The sequence below is a fragment of the Pseudacidobacterium ailaaui genome, from assembly GCF_000688455.1.
Classification (GTDB): domain Bacteria; phylum Acidobacteriota; class Terriglobia; order Terriglobales; family Acidobacteriaceae; genus Pseudacidobacterium; species Pseudacidobacterium ailaaui.
In genome coordinates this window covers 1,465,333-1,483,121 of sequence record NZ_JIAL01000001.1, presented here as the reverse complement: position 1 = coordinate 1,483,121, position 17,789 = coordinate 1,465,333, and the positions used below count along the sequence as shown (strand labels likewise).

15 protein-coding genes, 1 tRNA gene and 1 pseudogene are annotated in these 17,789 nt (G+C 55.9%); 8 read left to right on the top strand and 9 right to left on the bottom strand.

What is annotated here, in order from left to right; all coding sequences use genetic code 11:
* Positions 1 to 265: 265 nt before the first annotated feature.
* Positions 266 to 493: a sigma factor gene (locus N655_RS19755; RefSeq protein WP_049961295.1), complete on the top strand. Its 228-nt coding sequence runs from the start codon at positions 266 to 268 to the stop codon at positions 491 to 493.
* Positions 494 to 505: 12 nt separating this feature from the next.
* Positions 506 to 913, top strand: a pseudogene (locus N655_RS19750) (sigma-70 family RNA polymerase sigma factor); the annotation flags it as partial.
* 85 nt (positions 914 to 998) lie between these two features.
* Here N655_RS19750 and N655_RS0106545 read toward each other — a convergent pair.
* Together N655_RS0106545 and N655_RS0106540 are read right to left on the bottom strand one after the other, a co-directional pair.
* Positions 999 to 1,940, bottom strand: coding sequence for a GlxA family transcriptional regulator (locus tag N655_RS0106545; RefSeq protein WP_026442339.1), 942 nt, complete (start codon positions 1,938 to 1,940; stop codon positions 999 to 1,001).
* A gap of 46 nt (positions 1,941 to 1,986) precedes the next feature.
* Positions 1,987 to 2,649, bottom strand: coding sequence for an HD domain-containing protein (locus tag N655_RS0106540; protein WP_026442338.1), 663 nt, complete (start codon positions 2,647 to 2,649; stop codon positions 1,987 to 1,989).
* 290 nt (positions 2,650 to 2,939) lie between these two features.
* On the opposite strand from N655_RS0106540, the gene N655_RS0106535 reads away from it, so the two are divergent.
* On the top strand, positions 2,940 to 3,908 hold the full coding sequence (locus N655_RS0106535; RefSeq protein WP_238324544.1) for an alpha/beta fold hydrolase: 969 nt from the start codon (positions 2,940 to 2,942) through the stop codon (positions 3,906 to 3,908).
* Between the two features lie 149 nt (positions 3,909 to 4,057).
* Here the strand turns inward: N655_RS0106535 and N655_RS0106530 are convergent, their stop codons facing one another.
* Together N655_RS0106530 and N655_RS0106525 are read right to left on the bottom strand one after the other, a co-directional pair.
* A complete protein-coding gene (locus N655_RS0106530) occupies positions 4,058 to 4,621 on the bottom strand; it encodes a YceI family protein (protein ID WP_026442336.1) in 564 nt (187 codons plus the stop codon).
* Positions 4,622 to 4,672: 51 nt separating this feature from the next.
* Positions 4,673 to 5,788, bottom strand: a complete 1,116-nt coding sequence (locus tag N655_RS0106525; RefSeq protein WP_026442335.1) for an NAD(P)/FAD-dependent oxidoreductase — start codon at positions 5,786 to 5,788, stop codon at positions 4,673 to 4,675.
* 160 nt (positions 5,789 to 5,948) lie between these two features.
* Here N655_RS0106525 and N655_RS0106520 point away from each other — a divergent pair, with 160 nt between their 5' ends.
* A complete protein-coding gene (locus tag N655_RS0106520) occupies positions 5,949 to 6,722 on the top strand; it encodes a hypothetical protein (RefSeq protein WP_155987527.1) in 774 nt (257 codons plus the stop codon).
* 27 nt (positions 6,723 to 6,749) lie between these two features.
* Here the strand turns inward: N655_RS0106520 and N655_RS17700 are convergent, their stop codons facing one another.
* From N655_RS17700 to N655_RS0106505, 3 genes are all read right to left on the bottom strand, one after another.
* On the bottom strand, positions 6,750 to 7,415 hold the full coding sequence (locus N655_RS17700; protein WP_044934110.1) for a DUF2306 domain-containing protein: 666 nt from the start codon (positions 7,413 to 7,415) through the stop codon (positions 6,750 to 6,752).
* 103 nt (positions 7,416 to 7,518) lie between these two features.
* Positions 7,519 to 8,316: a methyltransferase domain-containing protein gene (locus N655_RS0106510; protein WP_238324542.1), complete on the bottom strand. Its 798-nt coding sequence runs from the start codon at positions 8,314 to 8,316 to the stop codon at positions 7,519 to 7,521.
* Positions 8,306 to 9,367, bottom strand: coding sequence for a type III polyketide synthase (locus N655_RS0106505; protein WP_026442332.1), 1,062 nt, complete (start codon positions 9,365 to 9,367; stop codon positions 8,306 to 8,308). The genes N655_RS0106510 and N655_RS0106505 overlap by 11 nt, the downstream gene beginning before the upstream one ends.
* A gap of 408 nt (positions 9,368 to 9,775) precedes the next feature.
* Between N655_RS0106505 and N655_RS0106500 the strand changes: the two genes are divergently transcribed.
* Both N655_RS0106500 and N655_RS0106495 read left to right on the top strand, forming a co-directional pair.
* The gene (locus tag N655_RS0106500) at positions 9,776 to 10,453 is read left to right on the top strand and encodes a winged helix-turn-helix domain-containing protein (RefSeq protein ID WP_026442331.1); all 678 of its coding nucleotides are present in this window, start codon (positions 9,776 to 9,778) and stop codon (positions 10,451 to 10,453) included.
* Positions 10,454 to 10,520: 67 nt separating this feature from the next.
* On the top strand, positions 10,521 to 11,903 hold the full coding sequence (locus N655_RS0106495; RefSeq protein ID WP_238324541.1) for a HAMP domain-containing sensor histidine kinase: 1,383 nt from the start codon (positions 10,521 to 10,523) through the stop codon (positions 11,901 to 11,903).
* A gap of 212 nt (positions 11,904 to 12,115) precedes the next feature.
* Here N655_RS0106495 and N655_RS0106490 read toward each other — a convergent pair.
* Positions 12,116 to 12,190, bottom strand: a tRNA-Phe gene (locus N655_RS0106490).
* 129 nt (positions 12,191 to 12,319) lie between these two features.
* Complete coding sequence (locus N655_RS17695) at positions 12,320 to 14,791, bottom strand: amylo-alpha-1,6-glucosidase (RefSeq protein ID WP_202900324.1); 2,472 nt, start codon at positions 14,789 to 14,791, stop codon at positions 12,320 to 12,322.
* 25 nt (positions 14,792 to 14,816) lie between these two features.
* Between N655_RS17695 and N655_RS0106480 the strand changes: the two genes are divergently transcribed.
* Together N655_RS0106480 and N655_RS0106475 are read left to right on the top strand one after the other, a co-directional pair.
* A complete protein-coding gene (locus N655_RS0106480; protein WP_026442329.1) occupies positions 14,817 to 16,367 on the top strand; it encodes an adenosine deaminase family protein in 1,551 nt (516 codons plus the stop codon).
* A 95-nt stretch (positions 16,368 to 16,462) separates the two neighbouring features.
* Complete coding sequence (locus tag N655_RS0106475) at positions 16,463 to 17,752, top strand: nucleotide disphospho-sugar-binding domain-containing protein (RefSeq protein WP_026442328.1); 1,290 nt, start codon at positions 16,463 to 16,465, stop codon at positions 17,750 to 17,752.
* Positions 17,753 to 17,789: the final 37 nt, after the last annotated feature.

Sequence of the window (17,789 nt, the reverse complement as noted above, 5' to 3'; positions counted from 1 at the left end):
GTCATCCTTTTTTTAGAAGAGCGACGTTGAAACATATGAGCTTTGTAAATTTTGTCTGCCACAGGATTGCGATGATTGCGCAGGACGCAGCAATCATACATGTTTTGTCGCATGGCGGTGTATGAAGGCAGGTGCGGCGCAATCCGGGCAAACCCGAAAAGGAGTTACGGCCAAATGAGAGCAAAATCCAGAGCGGACGCATGGGCAAGAAGCCCAGCATTCCACGAATGATTGAAGCCCTCGGACAGAAGAAGAGGAACGAAGAATGAAGCAGACAGCAGAAACGAAGGAAAGCATTCTGAGGAACGAAGCCCATCTGATTGCCGCAATCCAGAGTGGCGAAAAGGAACGCTTTCAGGAACTGATGGTTCCTTATGAACGGGCGGCCTACAGGATGGCATTTTCTGTGCTGCGGAATGATGCAGATGCAGAAGATGCGGTGCAGGAGGCATGCATCAAGGCCTTTCGCAATCTCAGCCTGTTTCGCATGTAGTCCAGCTTTGGCACGTGGCTGCTGAGCATTGTTCTGAATGAAGCACGGATGAGGCTGCGGAAAACGAAGCGAATGCCATCGGATTCGATTGACGAGCTGGCATCGGATGGGGCGCCTATGGCGTTGCTGGCAGGCGCAAAATATGATCCGGCAAGACATCTTGAACAGCAACAACTGCTGAGGGTAGTGGGGACAGCGATTCGGAGTCTTCCTTTGAAGTATCAGCAGGTGTTTTTGTTGCGAGCAGTCCATGATTTTACGATCGATGAGTCGGCGCGGGCGCTGCGCATTTCCCGGGTGGCGGTAAAGGTGAGACTGCACCGGGCACGACATATGATACAGAAAAAACTTTCCATAAAAAGTACGACCAGTCGGTTAAGCGCGGGAGCTGCTCCGACGGCTATGTTGACATCTGCCTGACGCGCGTGTTCGGAGCAGGAGCAGGGAAACAGGCTCTAGGAAGGGGGCAGGTGTATTCGGAGCCATGAGCGGAGTGGAAACAACGTCAGCTGCGGGTGAATCTTTCGCTATACTCGGCAGCAGTAATACCGATCACTCGCTGGAAAGCACGCCGCATGACATCGGGTGAGCGGAAACCGCAGACATCAGCGATTTCTTTCAGTCCGAGAGAAGAGCTATGGATCATCTGCTGGGCGGCCTCTACGCGAAGATGGTCCACAAGCTGACCGGGGTTAAGCTTGAGCTCACGCAAGCAGACGCGGGAAAAGTGGCGTGGACTCATTCCGATACGCGCGGCAAGCGCTTCGACGGACAAGTCGGCTTTGAGGTTTTCAAGCATATAAACCTGAAGCTCACGCAGAGGCTTGAAGGTTGTTGCCTGCCGCAAGAGCATGTGGCTGAACTGCGCCTGTCCGCCGGGACGCACAAGAAACATGACAAGCTGGCGCGCAATGGACAAAGCGGTCTGATGGCCAAGATCTTCTTCGACCAGAGCGAGGGCGAGATCCATACCTGAGGTAATGCCGGCCGAGGTATAGACAGCCCCGTCGCGAAGAAAAATGGGATCGGAGAGGACCTTTACTTTGGGAAACTCGCGGGCAAAGCGATCGCAGAAGCTCCAGTGAGTGACCGCAGTTTTGCCGTCGAGCAGTCCGGCCGCTGCAAGGACGAAAGCGCCGGTGCAAATGGAAGCGACGCGTCGGGAACGGGCCGCCATTGCCGCGACCCAGCGGATATATGTGTCGTCGTAGTGACCATTTTCCGCGCCCGGACCGCCTGCGATGACAAGAGTATCCAGGGGACCGGAGATGTGCTGAAGCGGTATGGCCCCGGCGAGGCTGAAGCCACGGCTGGTGGGGAGATGGCCGGAGTCGTCAAAGGCGACCAACTGTACCTGATAGCCTGATGCACAGGAAAAGACCTCAAGCGGCCCGGTTACATCGAGAATCTGAACAGGGGGAGGGCCGCTGATGACGACTCTGCGCATACGCCTCTTATTGTAAGAGCGCGCTGCTACGGGTCGTGAAGAGGGCTTATCCGGCCCAGGGCGAACTACGGATGGTTTGGCAGAAATTCCCGGGTCGAAAGGCGGGGTCTTTGTCGGCGAGGACATCGGCTTTGACATTGCCAAAAGTGGTTTTTGGCTTTTGATGAATGCCATCGTAGAAGGCCTGGAGGATGTCCTCCTTGAAGTGGGGGGTCCTGGGATGACGCGCGACGATGGCATTGCGCACCGCATCTTCGTATTCCGCATAAGAGAGACCGAGGACATCCATTTCCACGCCAGCGGTGACAAGCGCGATGACGGGGTGCATATACTGCGGAATTCCAGGTGTGGTATGCAAAGCGATGGCGGTCCACACGATGCCGAGGTCTTCTGGAGAGATTCCGCGCACCTGCAGGAAGTCGCGAGCGGCATTGGCTCCATCTACTTCGAAGCGGTCCTGTGGACTGCTGTAGTCCGGCATCAGGCCGAGGTCATGAAACATGGCGCTGGCGTAAAGCAATTCCGGATCGAAGGCCAGGCCGCGCTGCTTTCCGGCCAAGGCGGCGAAATAGTAGACGCGGCTGGAGTGGTGGAAAAGCAGCTCTGTTTCCGAATCCCGTATGAACTCTGTAATTTCGTGCGCTAGCTGGGAGTCCGGAATACTAACGCCAGCAATAGAAGAGTTGTAGGGTGAAGGAGTGCTCATCATTTCTTCCTCTTAGGAATGAAGATAGCGGAGGCTGTGACTTCATGCCATGACAGAAAAGCAGCAATTTCGGCCATGTGCGTTGAGGTCTCCCTTTGAGGGATTTTTCTGTAACTTTACCGACTGGTCGGCATCTAGATAGCAAACGTAAGTACCAACTCGACCGGATGCGTGTCAGGCTGGGTCGCAAACTGAAGAATGGCGACAATGGATTTTCTTAGGACGGCCAATCAGAGAGGGAATGAATCACATTCTACCTGCGGGCCACAGCGGGGAAGCTTGCGGAAAGAAAGATGATCAACATTATGAAATTTGTATGGAACCTTAGCATTGGCATTGGCATTGGGTTCCTCATCATGGCACTGAATGCGCTGGCAAGTGAAAGGAGCCAAAGCATGAAACAAATTCGATATAAGACACAAGCTGTGGATGGTGTGAAGATTTTCTATCGGGAAGCAGGCGATCCGTCTCGTCACACCGTTGTGCTGCTGCATGGATTTCCATCTTCGTCACACATGTTCCGCGACCTGATCCCGGAATTGTCCGGAAAGTATCACGTGATTGCCGCCGATATGCCGGGGTTCGGTTACAGCGACCAGCCGCCTTCCGACCAGTTTGACTACACATTTGACCACATTGCGGAAGTGATGGACCGCTTCCTGGATTCGGTTGGAGTGAACAAATACAGCATTTATATCCAGGACTACGGTTCTCCGATTGGGTTTCGGCTTTTCCTGAGGCACCCTGAGCGGATTCAGGCGATCATTACGCAGAATGGCAACGCATATGAAGAAGGCTTGAGCCCCTTCTGGGCCGAATCCATTATTCCCTATTGGAAAGAGAAAAGCCCGGCCAATGAGAAGAGGGTTCGAGACCTGCTCACGCTTGAAGTGACGAAGTACCAGTACACGCAGGGATACAGTCATCCGGAGTATGTGAGTCCTGATAGTTATATGTTTGACCAGATGACGCTCGACCGTCCCGGCAATGATGTGATCCAGCTTGCGCTGTTCTATGACTACCAGAACAATGTAAAGCAATATCCGCAATGGCATGAAGCGCTGCGCAGATATAAGCCGCCGGTGCTGGCGATGTGGGGGAAAAATGATCCCATTTTCCTGCCGGCGGGCGCTGAAGCGTTCAAGCGCGATGTTCCTGAGGCCGAGATCCACTTTGTGGATTCAGGACATTTTGCTCTGGAAGAGGATTCCGGGACGATTTCAGGGTACATCCTGGCTTTTCTGAACAAAAAGGTGAAATAGACATACAGAAAAGCGTTGTCCTCGCTCCGATGTGCATTTCGATGCAGAAAAGAGGGTTGACCAGGAAAGTGTTTGCGGGTGTTGCCGTCTGGGAAAGCCTCCAGATAAGGAAAGGCCCGTTATAGCGATGAAACAGCGTGCTCCATTTGTTAGTTGGAAAGCTTGCCGACAAGATTCAGAGAAATCGCTACGTAATCCTCGGCTTTCCAGAACAAGAAGCTCGGATTTCTGAGACCCCACTGTACATAAGGAATTGTGAATTGCGCCCTTGCTGTTGCCCTGGGGCCATCGATGTGAATCTGCATGGGAACCGTCAGGTCGTGAGGATTGCCGAGCAAGGTAAATACACCCCTGACCTGAATGGTTGAGTTACCTGAAGGCGCGATCGTCCCGGCAAAGGTTGTAGGAGCAAAAGAAATCTTCGTGTATTGGTCCACCTTGAGAATGTCCTTGTCCATCTTCTTGTCGCGGCTGCTGTTCCCTGTCTTCCCAGAGTTCGCCAGTACAATCACTGAGCCGGACATCGTAGAACTGCTGCGGTCAAATTCAACCAGGCCAGATTGAATATGAAACATTCCATGGACGACTTCGTGGGTTGTATTGAGCGTGATGCTGACCTGACTTGCATCGGGATCAACAGTGAAGCTTTGACGCTGGGCGTGAGCCCCAGGAGCAAGTATGACCGTGAGAATAAAGACTGTGAAGAGTTTCATTTCCTATCTCCCCTAAGCAGATTTTGCTGCTTCCGTTCAACTGGCGAACGCCTAAGGTGCAAGCGCAGCTGGTTGGGTGACGCGGGTGAGCCTGGCTGTTACCTGCATTGCACCCGGCCAGACGCGAAGAAAGAACGGAAGCACAGCGCGCGCAAGGGCGTTGTTTAAGCCATTCGCGGCAGCCTGGGCAAGTCGCATCTGGGGTAGCATTGCCGAACGGAGTTTTGGTTGAAAGACCGACGAAGACTCTCTGGCCAGATAGGCTGCGGCAGCACACCGGGCGGTATGCAGTGCAACGGATATTCCATCGCCGGTGAACGATGGGATGACGGCGGCCTGATCGCCAATGCAGTAGAGGCTATCTTCAGTTGTGCGCCGGAGGTAGCCATACGGAATATGGGTGATGGCTATCGGCTTATCGAGCAACGGTTGCGCTCCGGCGAGACGCATAGCCAGGTGGGGGCAGTCCTTCTGCATATTTGCAATCAGACCCTCCCAGCGAAGACCGGCACGCTCAAAATACCGCCGTTGCACCACACAGCAAAAATTTGTGATGCCATCTTCCACAGGCTGAATGCCACCGTAGCCTCCGGAGTAAAGCGTAAGCTCAGAGGCGTCGCCCAGATCATCCGCCTGAGCAGGAGACAGCCGGTAATACATTTTGAAGGCAACCCACCGATGAGGGTCCTTAGGACGCGCGTGACCTCGGAGATCGTGCTTGCCAGTGGCGAGAAAGACCGTCGGAGCTTCACGTATAGAGCCATCCTCCAGAGTTACCTGCCATGTACTAGCTGCGGTGCGGTTGAGCGATTGTACGCTGCGACCGAGCTCTACTCGAACTCCTACGGCGATGGCCCTGGAGATGAGGGCTTTATCGAGCGCCTTGCGCGTGAGCGACTTGGCCGGAAACGGCAAAGGTGCTTCCGCGGCCCGCTGTGCAGCTGCGAGGCGAACGTAATTGATCGGCACGGCGCCAAGTGACACGACATCGATGCCGAGCGCATGCAGATCTTCGAGGGCCTCACCACTGAGAAACTCCCCACATACCTTATGGCGCGGCGTGCGCTCACGTTCGATGAGGGTGACGCTTCGTCCTTTTTGAGCGAGCGCAATCGCAGCCGCGCAGCCTGCCACTCCACCACCGAGGATGAGGACTTCTTCTTGCAAAGTGGCACTCCTAGTCATTGGAAATTCCGTGAACCTGTAGTCCATCCTTCTAGTAGACGCGCAAAAAAACAGCTTGGCGGGCCATTCTGTCTAAATCGTCATATTGAATCCAATATAGCTGGAATCGTTTGACGTCTAAGGTGTTAGACCGAGGTGTTTCATGAGGAGAAACAAATTCCTGATCGTCATTTTGGGGGCGATGACGATCGGTATGGTGGCCATTGCTGAACAGATTCCAGTGAGACATATTCAACGACCCATGCAGAGATTCATGGTGGCCCGCTCTGAGGATGGAAAAACGATTGCCAGAGGGGAGTTCTTGCAGGTTGTGCAAGGCGATGAGGTGACGATGCGCATGACATATCGCTTTGTTGATGGCTCGATCGATGATGAAGAGACCACCTATGTGCAGCAGGGTACGTTTCGATTGGTGCGAAATCATCACATCCAGGAAGGCCCGTTCTTTACAAGGCCCATTGATTTCACAGTAGAAGCTGCTACCGGCATGGTGATCATTCGCACAACGGACAAGAATGGCAAGACACACGTCGAGAGTAAGCATATGAATTTTCCGAAAGACATCGCGAACGGTATGGTAGGGACATTGCTGCTGAATGTTCCTTCCCATACGACACCGTTTCGTGTATGGATGCTGGCACCAGTCGGAGGTGGAAGGTTGATTCAGCTCCAAATCTCACCAGAGGATGAGCAGACCGTGTACCTGAATGGGCAGGGCCTGCCTGCGACAGTGTTTCGCATTCATCCGGAAATAAACGGATTTGTGAGACTGATAGCGCGGCTACTTGGTCTACAGCCAAAAGACGTGAGGGTGTGGGTACTGGAAGGAGAGGAGCCTGCGGTGGCAGTCATTGTTGGACAACTCGGTGGCTATGGACCTGTAATCAGCTCGGACCTGGTCGGGACCAGCTTTTAGAAATGGGACCCTGGCTAAGTCTGTCTGTTAATTCTTGTAACACCTATTGGCTGATGATTCGTTACGACAGGTGGTAAGTTCACGCCAATCGAGACCAATATCTACGATTAGCAGCGAGGCAAGTGTGAAGGCGATCACGCCAACAGCGGACAAGACATCGCCAAGGTGTCTCCAGTAGGCCGGCCAAAGATTCAGTATGCGGCTGGAAATGAAGGTAAAGGTAACGGCGTAGGAGCGAGCCATCCATTGGCGGTGTATGGTGAACTGGCGAGTGCGGGCGGCCAGAAAAGCTGCCGTGGTACACACCATCCATGCAGCGGCCTGCATGGATGTTCCGGGAAGCCCCGGCCTGCCAGCCGCGAGGGCAATCCCAGTATAAGAGCCGACAAAGACAGAAATCGTATAGATACAGCCAAGGACGCGGTGCAGTCGGGTATGGCGTTCTCGGATACGCGAAGAGAAATTAATGGGGCCGATGAAAAGAGCAAGAATTCCAGCAATAGTATGAGGAATGAGAAAACCGCGGTCGGCGATCAACTGTAAACGGTAGGCGTGGTACATCGGATAGTCGGTGATGAGTAGCAGCTCTGAGGTAATGAAGACAAAGAGTACAGTAAGGCCAAGCGAAATCCAGAGAATCATCTTGAATCGGGAACGGGAAGAGGTGGGTGCTCTTAGCGCAGAAGTCGACATGATTTGCCTCTCAGAGAATTTGAGATGAGGGGGTGCGTCCCAAAAGGGCGAAGGCGCTGGGTGGCACTTGCTGCACAGACCAGACGCTGTATAGCCATCAGCCTTATTTCCATCGCCCTACACACAGTCGTCCCGGGCGCCAATGTTCTATCGTGATTGCCTCCTGAGGTACATCCGCCGCAGCCAGCAGATGTATCCAATCCTCTTTTCGAAAGGCCCGCCTAAAAGATACCGGCCCATCGTGCCGCACAAATGGATGCCATCTCACCACTTTCGCTATGCATGCGAACATCAAACAGGCATGCTCAGACCGCTCCAGATCATTGATAAACCAGCCTAGTCGCGCCGTCGCTTCCATCCATCGCAGCAGCAAAACGATATCGCTGTCTTCCAGATGATGTGCCATCAGTGAACTCACGATGACATCGACAGGCTTGTCTGGCCGATAGGCCAGCGCATCGCCGGTCACCCAGGTAATACCAGATTTCTGTGGAGTGGAGTCCGCTGCTACTCGCGCAGAATAAGGATTCAGATCCATGCCAGTAAGCTGGACAGCAACGCCTTCCTTCGCTGCCCAGTCTGCAATCTTCCGCAGCAGATCGCCGCCGCCACAACCGACGTCGACGATGTGTATGGGGTGAGGCAATCCATGGGACAGCCGCTTCAGCCAGGCCAATGTTGGTCGATAACCTAACAGCCAGCGATTCACCTGCTCCAGGCTGCGCAGACAATCACAAAAATCTTCATAGCTACAATCGCCATCCATTAGTTCCGGCAACTGGTGAGGAGAGACCCGGTGATTGAAATCAAGCCTGGCCTCCGATGGCAAGCCGGTCATCCAACGCAATGCTTGGAGAAGAAGGGTCTGAGTACGCAGATGGATTTTGGCACTAGACTGCATGGAAGCGCATCGTTTCCGCAGTCAGGCCCGGACCAAAGGACATCGCACATCCACGCTGTCCAGGGCGCGCCTGCTGCATGATCCGCTGTAACACAAACATTATGGTTGCTGAAGACATATTGCCAAAGGAAGCCAACACTTCGCGTGATGCCTTCAACGCATCGGCAGGAAGTTCTAATCCTTTCTCTACGGCGTCCAGAATAGAACGTCCGCCGGGATGTACTGCCCACAGGTGGATGTCGTCTCGTTCGGCCATCAATCCGCTCTGAGGCAGCGCGTTTCCTAATTCTCTTGGCACTTGTCCTGAGAGCAGCATGTCAAAGCCGAGACCACGAATCTTCCATGTAATTAACCCCCTTGTACCAGGTATGGTGATTGTTTTGAAGCTATCTAAAGCAAAGCCCTGATTACGCGCAGTTATCAGGCTCGCCGCCGCACCATCGGCAAAGATCAGAAAGGAGAGCACCTGCTCCAGTTCCTGTGTCTCCTGTAAATGCAGGGAGCACAACTCCAGATTGAGCATCAGAACGCCGGCCTCAGGATCTGAACGTATGATATGCCGTGCCAGCTTCAATGCATTGATCGCTGCATAGCAACCCATGAAGCCGATCATGGTTCGTTCAACGTCTGTGGAAAGCCCCAGATGATCGACAATCTCAAAGTCCAGCCCCGGAGCATAGAGTCCGGTGCAGCAGGTCACCAGGACATGTGTTATGCCGGCTCGCTCCTGTGCATTGAGCGCAAGACGGTCCACGGCCATCTTCATGAGCACAGGGGCGCTCTTCTCGAAAATCTCCATACGCCGCGCGGTACTAGGCAGATTGCCAAGTTGATACGACTCATTGACTTCATGTGAAAAGAACTTTTCATATCCTTCCTGAGGCTCAAAGAAGGAGTAGCGATGCGCAATATTGGCGCGGCTTGCCATGCGTCGGAAGATCGTACGCAATCGTTGATCGCCAAGCATCTTTTCTGCAAAGACGACGAAGGCGTCATGTATATCGTGTTCTGGTACGGCAGTGGCAATGCGATTCAGATACGCTGTCGTCATAGGTAATCGACCTCCAGCCCAAATTTCCGGCATTCCATACCCTTTCTGTACCCGGAGAAGCCGAACCACGAAGCGACGATGATGCTGGACAGGCGACGCTTGAGAGAACAATCTTCATATTTTGTCATAGTATGGCTGCTCCATGAGACGAGCAGATTGATCATTCGGTAGCACTTGTAGGGGGGAGGATAGGATTACGATTTGTTCATGGAAGAAGAAATGATTGAAAGTACGGGCCTGAGAAATCTATTATCCTGCGTATCTTGCGGCTGAAGTCATGATTCGACTCTCCTGTGCATTGGCGGTTTTTTGGGGTGATCCATCATGCTGTGAAGCATGATGAACAAATCGTGATCCTCAGGGCTTCCGAGGCAAGAGAATTGCGGATCAAATGGCTTAACATGAATCATGCGACTTCTACTGGTTGAGGACGAACCGGAGATTTCAAGTTTTGTCAAGCAATCTTTGGTTGAGGCCGGCTACGAAGTAGATACAGCAGAAAATGGGAGTGCCGCAACTCAGTTGGCATCCAGGCAGGCCTACGACGGACTCATTGTTGATTTGGGACTTCCGGATCAGGATGGCATTGATCTGATTCTCCAACTCCGACAATCCGGCATCCGTAGTCCAGTATTAATACTGTCAGCCAGAAGATCAGTGGATGACAGAGTCAAAGGTCTGGAGCAAGGCGGAGACGACTACCTGACAAAGCCTTTTGCACTGGCAGAATTGTTGGCCAGACTGCGCAATCTCTTGCGGCGCAATGCGGCTCCCATTGAAGAAGCAGCTCGTCTCCGGGTACTGGATCTGGAACTGGATTTCATCAATCGTAGGGCTTCTCGCGGGGGAGAGGTCCTAAATCTAACCCCGCAGGAGTTTGTGCTTCTGGCTTATTTATGTAGACATGCGGGTCGTGTCATCACTCGCTCGATGCTGCTCTCCGAAGTATGGGGAATGCGATTCCAGCCAAACACCAACGTTGTTGATGTGCATATCTACCGTTTGCGCGGCAAAGTGGATACAGAAGGCCGCGAACCGCTCATCCGAACCGTACGAGGTATTGGATATGTACTCAAAGACCGCTAATCCTCTTATGCGGAGCGCCGCATGGCACATTTCTCTTTGGGGAACGGTTGCGTTTGCAGTGGGAACCATGCTCATCTTTGTTATGCTTCATCGCTTCATAGCGAATGATATTCAGAGTAGAAGCGATGCATGGCTTACGGGAGAAGTTGCCGTTCTCCGTGATGTGGCTGGGCGAACGCCCAAGGATCGCCTCTACAGCAGAGTAGTAGGCGAAGTTGCAGAACTTGCGAGCAGAGAGGTTTCCTATAAGCTTCGTTCGAACAGCAATGAGAACGACTCCGTTTTTTTTCTACAAGTCGGGAATGACGGCGCTTTGAAGCTATGGGTAGGCTCTGGGGATGGATTGGCAAATCTTGCAGCGATTCGTGAGCGCAAGTTCATTTCTGAAGTTCCATACGACCTGCATGTCAAAGGTTTCGATTCTCCATTTCGAATCGCATCAGTGCAACTCGATGATGGGAGTCGCATTTATCTCGGACTTTCCGAGCGAGATGAATTGCGTGTACTGAGGAATCTCCGCTTGCGATTTTTCTGTCTCTGGTTACTGATTGTTCTGTTCGATTCAGCCATTGTGTTTTTTGTTACTAAACGTATGCTGGGCCTTGTTCGCAAGATAACCGAGGCTGCATCCCAAATTGGGCAATCTGATTTGAGCCGCAGAGTCCCGACCAGCAAGCGAAACGATGAAATAGGGCATCTTGCCCAGACGCTCAACCACATGCTGGATCGAATTGAAAGTTCGATGCATCAACTGCATACCATTACTGGGGCTCTAGCTCATGACCTTCGCAGCCCATTAACTGCGATTCGTGGAAAGCTGGAGATAGCGTTGTGTGGAGACTTTAAGGCCGGGCAAAGCGAGCCCCTTGTTTCGGCCATAGATGAATTGGATCGATTGACGGAATACCTGAATGTTTCTCTCGACGTAGCTGAAGCAAAGGCCGATGCGCTGAGACTGTCTCTGACAGAAGTCGATCTTGATGAACTGATGAGAGTCATGATCGATCTGTATGAGCCATCGATGTCAGAAAAAGGGCTTAGGGTCAATCTTCGCAGTGCGGGTCCTGTTATGGTATTGGCAGATGCGGCGCTTCTCCATCGTGTAATTGCCAATCTTCTGGATAATGAACTAAATCATTTGCCAGCATCATGCACCGTCTTTATCACACTCAGCGCAAACGAAGATCTTGCAACACTGATTGTCGAAGATGACGGGCCCGGATTTTCTGCAGAGATCAGCCGCCATATATTCGAGCAGCGGGTAAAAGGAAGAGGCTCGAAAGGACATGGTCTTGGCCTTGCCTTTGTTGAAGCCGTAGTGCGCGCGCATGGTGGGAGTGTGACGGCGTCAAACCGCCCCAAGGGAGGAGCGTCGCTATCCATTTCCTGGCCTCGTGGAAGTAAAGCGAATATCGAAGTTTCTCGCTCCCTGACTCTGATTCACAGGTAAGATCCTGATTTTCTAAACAGTGCTCTCGGGGATGGAGGTCTTTGGGATGGGGTGCAGGTGGTGGCCAGGGACGGGATCGAACCGCCGACAAGGGGCCTTTTCAGGGCCGCGGGCCTAGTCTGGGCGCTGCGCGCCACGACACAGAGCGCGGCCAGGGATGGAGGTCTTTGGGATGGGGTGCTTGGGATGGGGTGCTTGGGATGGGGTGCAGGTGGTGGCCAGGGACGGGATCGAACCGCCGACGCCGGCCTTTTCAGGGCCGCGCTCTACCACTGAGCTACCTGGCCTTGGGGAGATTCCAAGGAACGCCCCGCCTTGTCGCGCGGCGTGGTGTGTCTGAGAAGGCGAGTTGCCCAGGCGGAACCGCTTCTGGAGGCAAGCTGACGTCAAACAACCTCACTTAGTATAGCAAAGACTCACCATGTGATCTGCACGGTCTGTTGTTGGTATCCGTCTCCTGCCGGAAAGACCACATGCAGACGGCCAAGGGCAGAAGGCGTCTCCGGCTGCGCGATGCTGGCCCCTTCCACATGGGGCCGGCTGTGCAGGCCGTTCAGGCGCAGAGGCAAGTCATACGCGCTGCCGCCCTGGGCTTCGAGTTCGAGTGTGAGAGAATGCGCGTCTTGCTTCTGATTCAGGACTTTCAGTTGTCGGGTCTCCGCACCGGGCAGAGGCAGCGCGTGAGGGACGCCCACTTCAACCGGAGGCAGAGCAAGGCGCAGCACTCCGTTTTTTTCCCCTGCCAGTTTGACCTTGCTGTTACTGGCGCGGACGGTCAAGGCGCCGTCTTCGCGGTGAAATTCGAGGTCAGTCCTTTGGTCCCCAACCGAGATATGGCGGAGTGTGGCGTGGTCCCAGTCTGCGGGCAGGTGCGGCGTCACGGTGATGGTCGTGTGCTCGGCATCGATGGCGAGGCCGAAGAGGCCGCGGATGGCAGGAGTCAGGACCATTGCGGAGGACCAGAGCTGGTGCGTGGTGCTGCGGCCCAGCGGCTGGAAGAAGGCTCCGGAGAGAAGCTCTGTGACCGCGCCGAGGTCCTGCGCCCAGGTGAGGTCGGCATTCTGCATCAGGTGCGCGTAGCCGGAGAGCGTGCGGCCAGTGCGGTATTCGGCCAGAGCGGCCCATCCGGTGAAGAGCGGCCAAACCGAGCCCTGGTGATAGCTGATGGGGTCATAGAACGGCTCGCGGTCGCCCACATCGCGCAGGCCCCAGTCGGTAGAAAATTCCTCTGAGGCCCAGCGGCGGAACATGGCATCCGGATGCTGCAGGGAGAAGTGGCCGTCCCACCAGGCGACGGCAGGATAGATGGTCGCGCTTTTGTCGAGCGAGCCATCGGCGTTGCGGCTGAAAGCGTACATGGGCCCGGAGTATTCTGCTTCGATGGTGCTGGCGATCTTCTGCGCGCGGGCGGCGGCCTGGCTGGATGCATCCGGATGGTCCATGATGCGCGCAAGGCGCGAAAACGCGCCGCTGGCCTGCTGGTCGAGGGCAGCGAGATAAATTTCCTGGTGCGGCATTCCTGACGGCCAGCTTTCGACCCAGCCTGTGCCCTGCGAATTGTCATAGATGCCGTCGCCGTCGCTGTCATGCGTGCGTTCGAACTGCCATGCTTTCTCGACCGAGTCCCAATGCTGGCGGAGGAAGTCCACATCGCCGCTCGTGTTCACGTAATCTTCCATGGCCATGAGGAAGAGTGGGGTGGAGTCGGCGGCGGCGTATTCGTAGGGAAATCGCGCCCAGTCCACCATCTCGGCGGTCTGTGAATATTCGTGCATGATTTTGCCATCGGCGCGCTGGCGGTGGATGAGGAATTCAAGGGCCTGGCGGGTGAGGGCGAAGTCGCCGTAACTATTGACGGCGTAGAGGGTGTACAGAGTATCGCGGCCAAAGAACCAGCCGAAGCCGGGACGGTTGGAGTCGCCGGAGGAATAGAAGCCTGCGACGAGGCCGATTTCCTCGCCGTGGCGCACGCGGAGCTGGTCAATGGAAAGCTCGGCCCAGCGCAGGGCCTCGTCAAAGCTCCTGTCGGGAGTTTCAGCGGTAAGGCGCTGGTCAAAGAAATGGTCGTAGTAGTCCTCGGTCTGCGAATACAGTTGTCTGGCCTGCCCGCTGAGCCGCTCCAGTTGCGCCGTGAGCGCCGGGGCCTTTGCGGATGTTTCATCGTTGCCCACGGCCATGAGCAGGGGAAAGTATTTGTCCGCATCGTGCCTGGGGTCTATGTCTAAAACAAATTGCAGCGGCCAGAACCTGGGGCGCTCCTGGTAGGGGGCAAGGATGCCGGGCTGCGCGTCAGGCATGGCGATGGCCGCGGCCAGGTCCGGGGAATCGGTATGCAGGATGTAGTAACCGCTGGGGCCCAGTTTTACCCATTCCGGAGAAGGCGCGTTGTAGTTGGGTGCGGGCCACATGCGCTTGACTTCCGGAGTAAAGGAAAAAGTCAGCTTGATGGGGCGAACAGACTCGACCTGAAAGAGGGCCATGATGCCTGTGCCGTTCTGCGTGCAGGGCGTGGCGAAGAGGACTTCCCGCACGGTGAAGGCGGCATGCGAGTAGGTAATGGTGGTGTGGCCGGGTGAGACTTCGATTTCAGCGGCCTGCTCATTCACGTCGATGGGGATGGGATAGTCCTGCATCTGGGCCTGAATGCGGAAGTGGCTGAGCAGCTTGACGGGGAAGATCCAGGCCTCGAAGCTGCCGTCCTGCTGGCCGACGAAGGTGCCGCACTCCCCGGCCACGGTGAAAGGCTTCTGCGCTTCCGCGTGCTGACGGATGGTGAGCGGGCTGGCATTCAGGGGGAACCGGTCCAGGGGCCGGAGCCAGGACTGGGCAGAAGCAGGCAGGAAGAAAAAGAGGACCGCCAGAAGACGCCAATACCATACACTTGTCATGAATCGCACCAAAAGGAAATCGTAAATGCATTGGGCCAAACGCTGCCAATTCTTCGCTGTGTGTTTATGGATGTGTGCTGTGGCCGCTGCTCAGGCGGCGCGGCCAGTCCGAGTTGCAGATGCTGAGGAGCGGACGGCGCGTGCTTTTGAAGAGGCGCGCAAAGAGGGGCCGTTGGCGCTGCGGGCATTTCTCTATGAAATGCCCAAGGGGGGCGACCTGCATGTGCATCTTTCCGGGGCCGTCTATGCGGAGTCCTTCCTCCGCGCCGCAGGCGAAGACGGTCTGTGCGTGGACACGGTAAGGCTGGAATTTGTGCGTCCGGAGCACGGAGCGTGCAAAGCGGGCGAGGTCTCTGCGGCCGCCGTTCCGCAGGACCAGAAGCTTTATGATGCGCTGATTGACTCCTTTTCCATGCGCACATTTGTGCCGGTGACGGGCGAGTCCGGGCATGACCATTTCTTTAACACCTTTGACAAGTTTGGCGGCACCAGCAAGGCCCACACACCGGAGTGGATTGATGAGGTGGCCTCGCGCGCGGCATCGCAGAACGAACAGTATCTGGAACTGATGGAGACGCCGGACTTTAAACCAGCGGCGGTGCTGGCGGCCAAGGTGGGCTTCCAGCCGGACTTTGCGCAGTATCGCGAGCAACTGCTGGCAGCCGGGTTCCGCAATTTTGTTCCCGCTGCGCGGGCGTTCTTCGATGAGGCCGAAGCGGCGCGGCAGCAGCGTGAGCATTGCGGCAAAGAAGATGCGCAGCCCGCGTGCAAGGTCCAGGTCCGCTACATCTATCAGGTACTGCGCGGACTGCCGCGGGAGGCAGTGTTTGCGCAGATCCTGCTGGGGTTTGAAGTCGCCTCGGTGGACCCGGAGGTGGTGGGCATCAACCTGGTACAGCCGGAGGACTGCTTTGTCTGCATGAGGGACTACCAGCTGCAGATGGACATGATTGCGGTGCTGCACCGCTTCTATCCGAAAGTGCATGTGACGCTGCACGCCGGCGAGCTGGCGCCGGGGATGGTGCCTCCGGACGGGCTGAGCTTTCATATCCGTTCGGCGGTCGAGGTGGCGGGCGCCGAGCGCATCGGCCACGGCGTGGACGTGATGTATGAGAGCAGGCCGTATGCGCTGCTGAAGGAGATGGCGGTAAAGCATGTTCTGGTAGAGGTGAACCTGACCAGCAATGACGTGATTCTGAACATCAAGGGCGAGGACCACCCATTCCGGATCTATCGCAGATACGGAGTGCCGGTGGCATTGTCTACGGATGATGAGGGTGTTTCCCGCATTGATCTGACGCATGAATATGTACGCGCTGTGGTTACATATTCTCTGGACTACCGCGATCTGAAGCAGATGGCGCGGGCCAGCATCGAGCACAGCTTCCTGCCCGGGGCCAGCCTGTGGCAGTCCTCGACCCCGGAGAAACTGGAGCAGCCTGTGGCGCCATGCCGCGGTCAGCTTGGACGTGAAAGCCCGATGGGGGCCTGCGCTGCAATTGTCCAATCCAGCGAAAAGGCACAGCAGGAATGGGAGCTGGAACGGCGCTTTCATCGGTTTGAGGCCAGCTATTAAACGATGGGTCATGCAGGTCCCTCAGGGGCGCCCAGGACGACAGAGCGCCTGTGCGCGGGAGGACAAAGGGCTGGTGGCAGGTGATATCGAAGAAGATGCGCATTGTCTTCTCAACCTTCGGGACTTTTGGCGACGTCAATCCGTTGATTGCTCTTGCGCTGGAGATGAAGCGGCGCGGGCATCGCCCGGTGCTGGCGGTGCCAGAGATGTTTCGTCCCAAGATTGAGCCGCTGGGCATCGGGTTTTTCCCGGTGCGTCCGGACCAGGACCAGACGGACAAGGAGCTTGTTGCCAGGATCTATAACCGGAAGACGGGCACCGAATATGGCCTGCGCAAGTTTCTTTTCCCTGCGCTGCGGCAGAGCTATGAGGACCTGCGCTGCGCGGTAGAGGCCGATGGAGGCGCAGACCTGATGGTGACCGGAGAGCTGGCCTATGCCGGGCCGGTTGTTGCTGAGAAGACCGGCATTGCATGGGCCTCTTATGTTCTGGCGCCGTTCTCTTTTTTCTCTGCATATGATCCGCCAGTGCTGCCGCCATTCCCGACGCTGGCAAAGGCGCAGCTGGCCGTGCCCTGGCTGGGACATCTGACGGCATGGGTGGCGCGGCGGGTAACGCGCAGCTGGCCCGAGCCGGTATACGCACTGCGGCGGGAGCTGGGTCTGGGCCGGGGCAAGGACCCGATCTTTGATGCGAAGCATTCTGGGCAACTCGTGCTGGCCTTGTTCTCGCGCGTCTTTGGAGCGCCCCAGCCGGACTGGCCGGCAAAGACAAAGGTAACGGGGTTTGTCTTCTATGACGGGGACGCAGGCAAGGCAGAGCTGCCGCCGACCCTTGGTGATTTTCTGGCTGCCGGGCCGCCGCCGCTCGTGTTTACTCTGGGATCGGCGGCGGTGCTGGATGCGGGCGACTTCTACGAGCAGAGTGCGCGGGCCGCGCAGATGCTGGGCATGCGCGCGGTGCTGCTTACCGGAAGCGATCCGGCCAACATGCCCAAAGCGCAGCTGCCTGAGAGCATCTGTGTTGCACCCTACGCTCCTTATTCAAGACTGTTTCCGCACGCATGCGCCATTGTGCATCAGGGCGGCATCGGGACCACGGCTCAGGCGATGCGCGCAGGCCGTCCCATGGTGGTGATGCCCTACAGCCATGATCAGCCTGATAATGCGCGGAGGGTGCGCAGAATGGGTGTGGCGAAAATCATCCAGCGCAGGCACTATACGGCAGAGCGCGTGGCGCGCGTTTTGCGCGCGCTGCTGGAAGATGCGGGCAGTGCGGAACGCGCCCGAAAGATCCAGCGCGAGATGGAGCAGGAAGACGGGCTTACGGCGGCCTGTGATGCGCTGGAGGGGCTGGGGACCAGGCCGCATCGCTGCGAATCATGAAAATTTATCTCTCCTCAAAAGCCGGAGTTATCGGCAT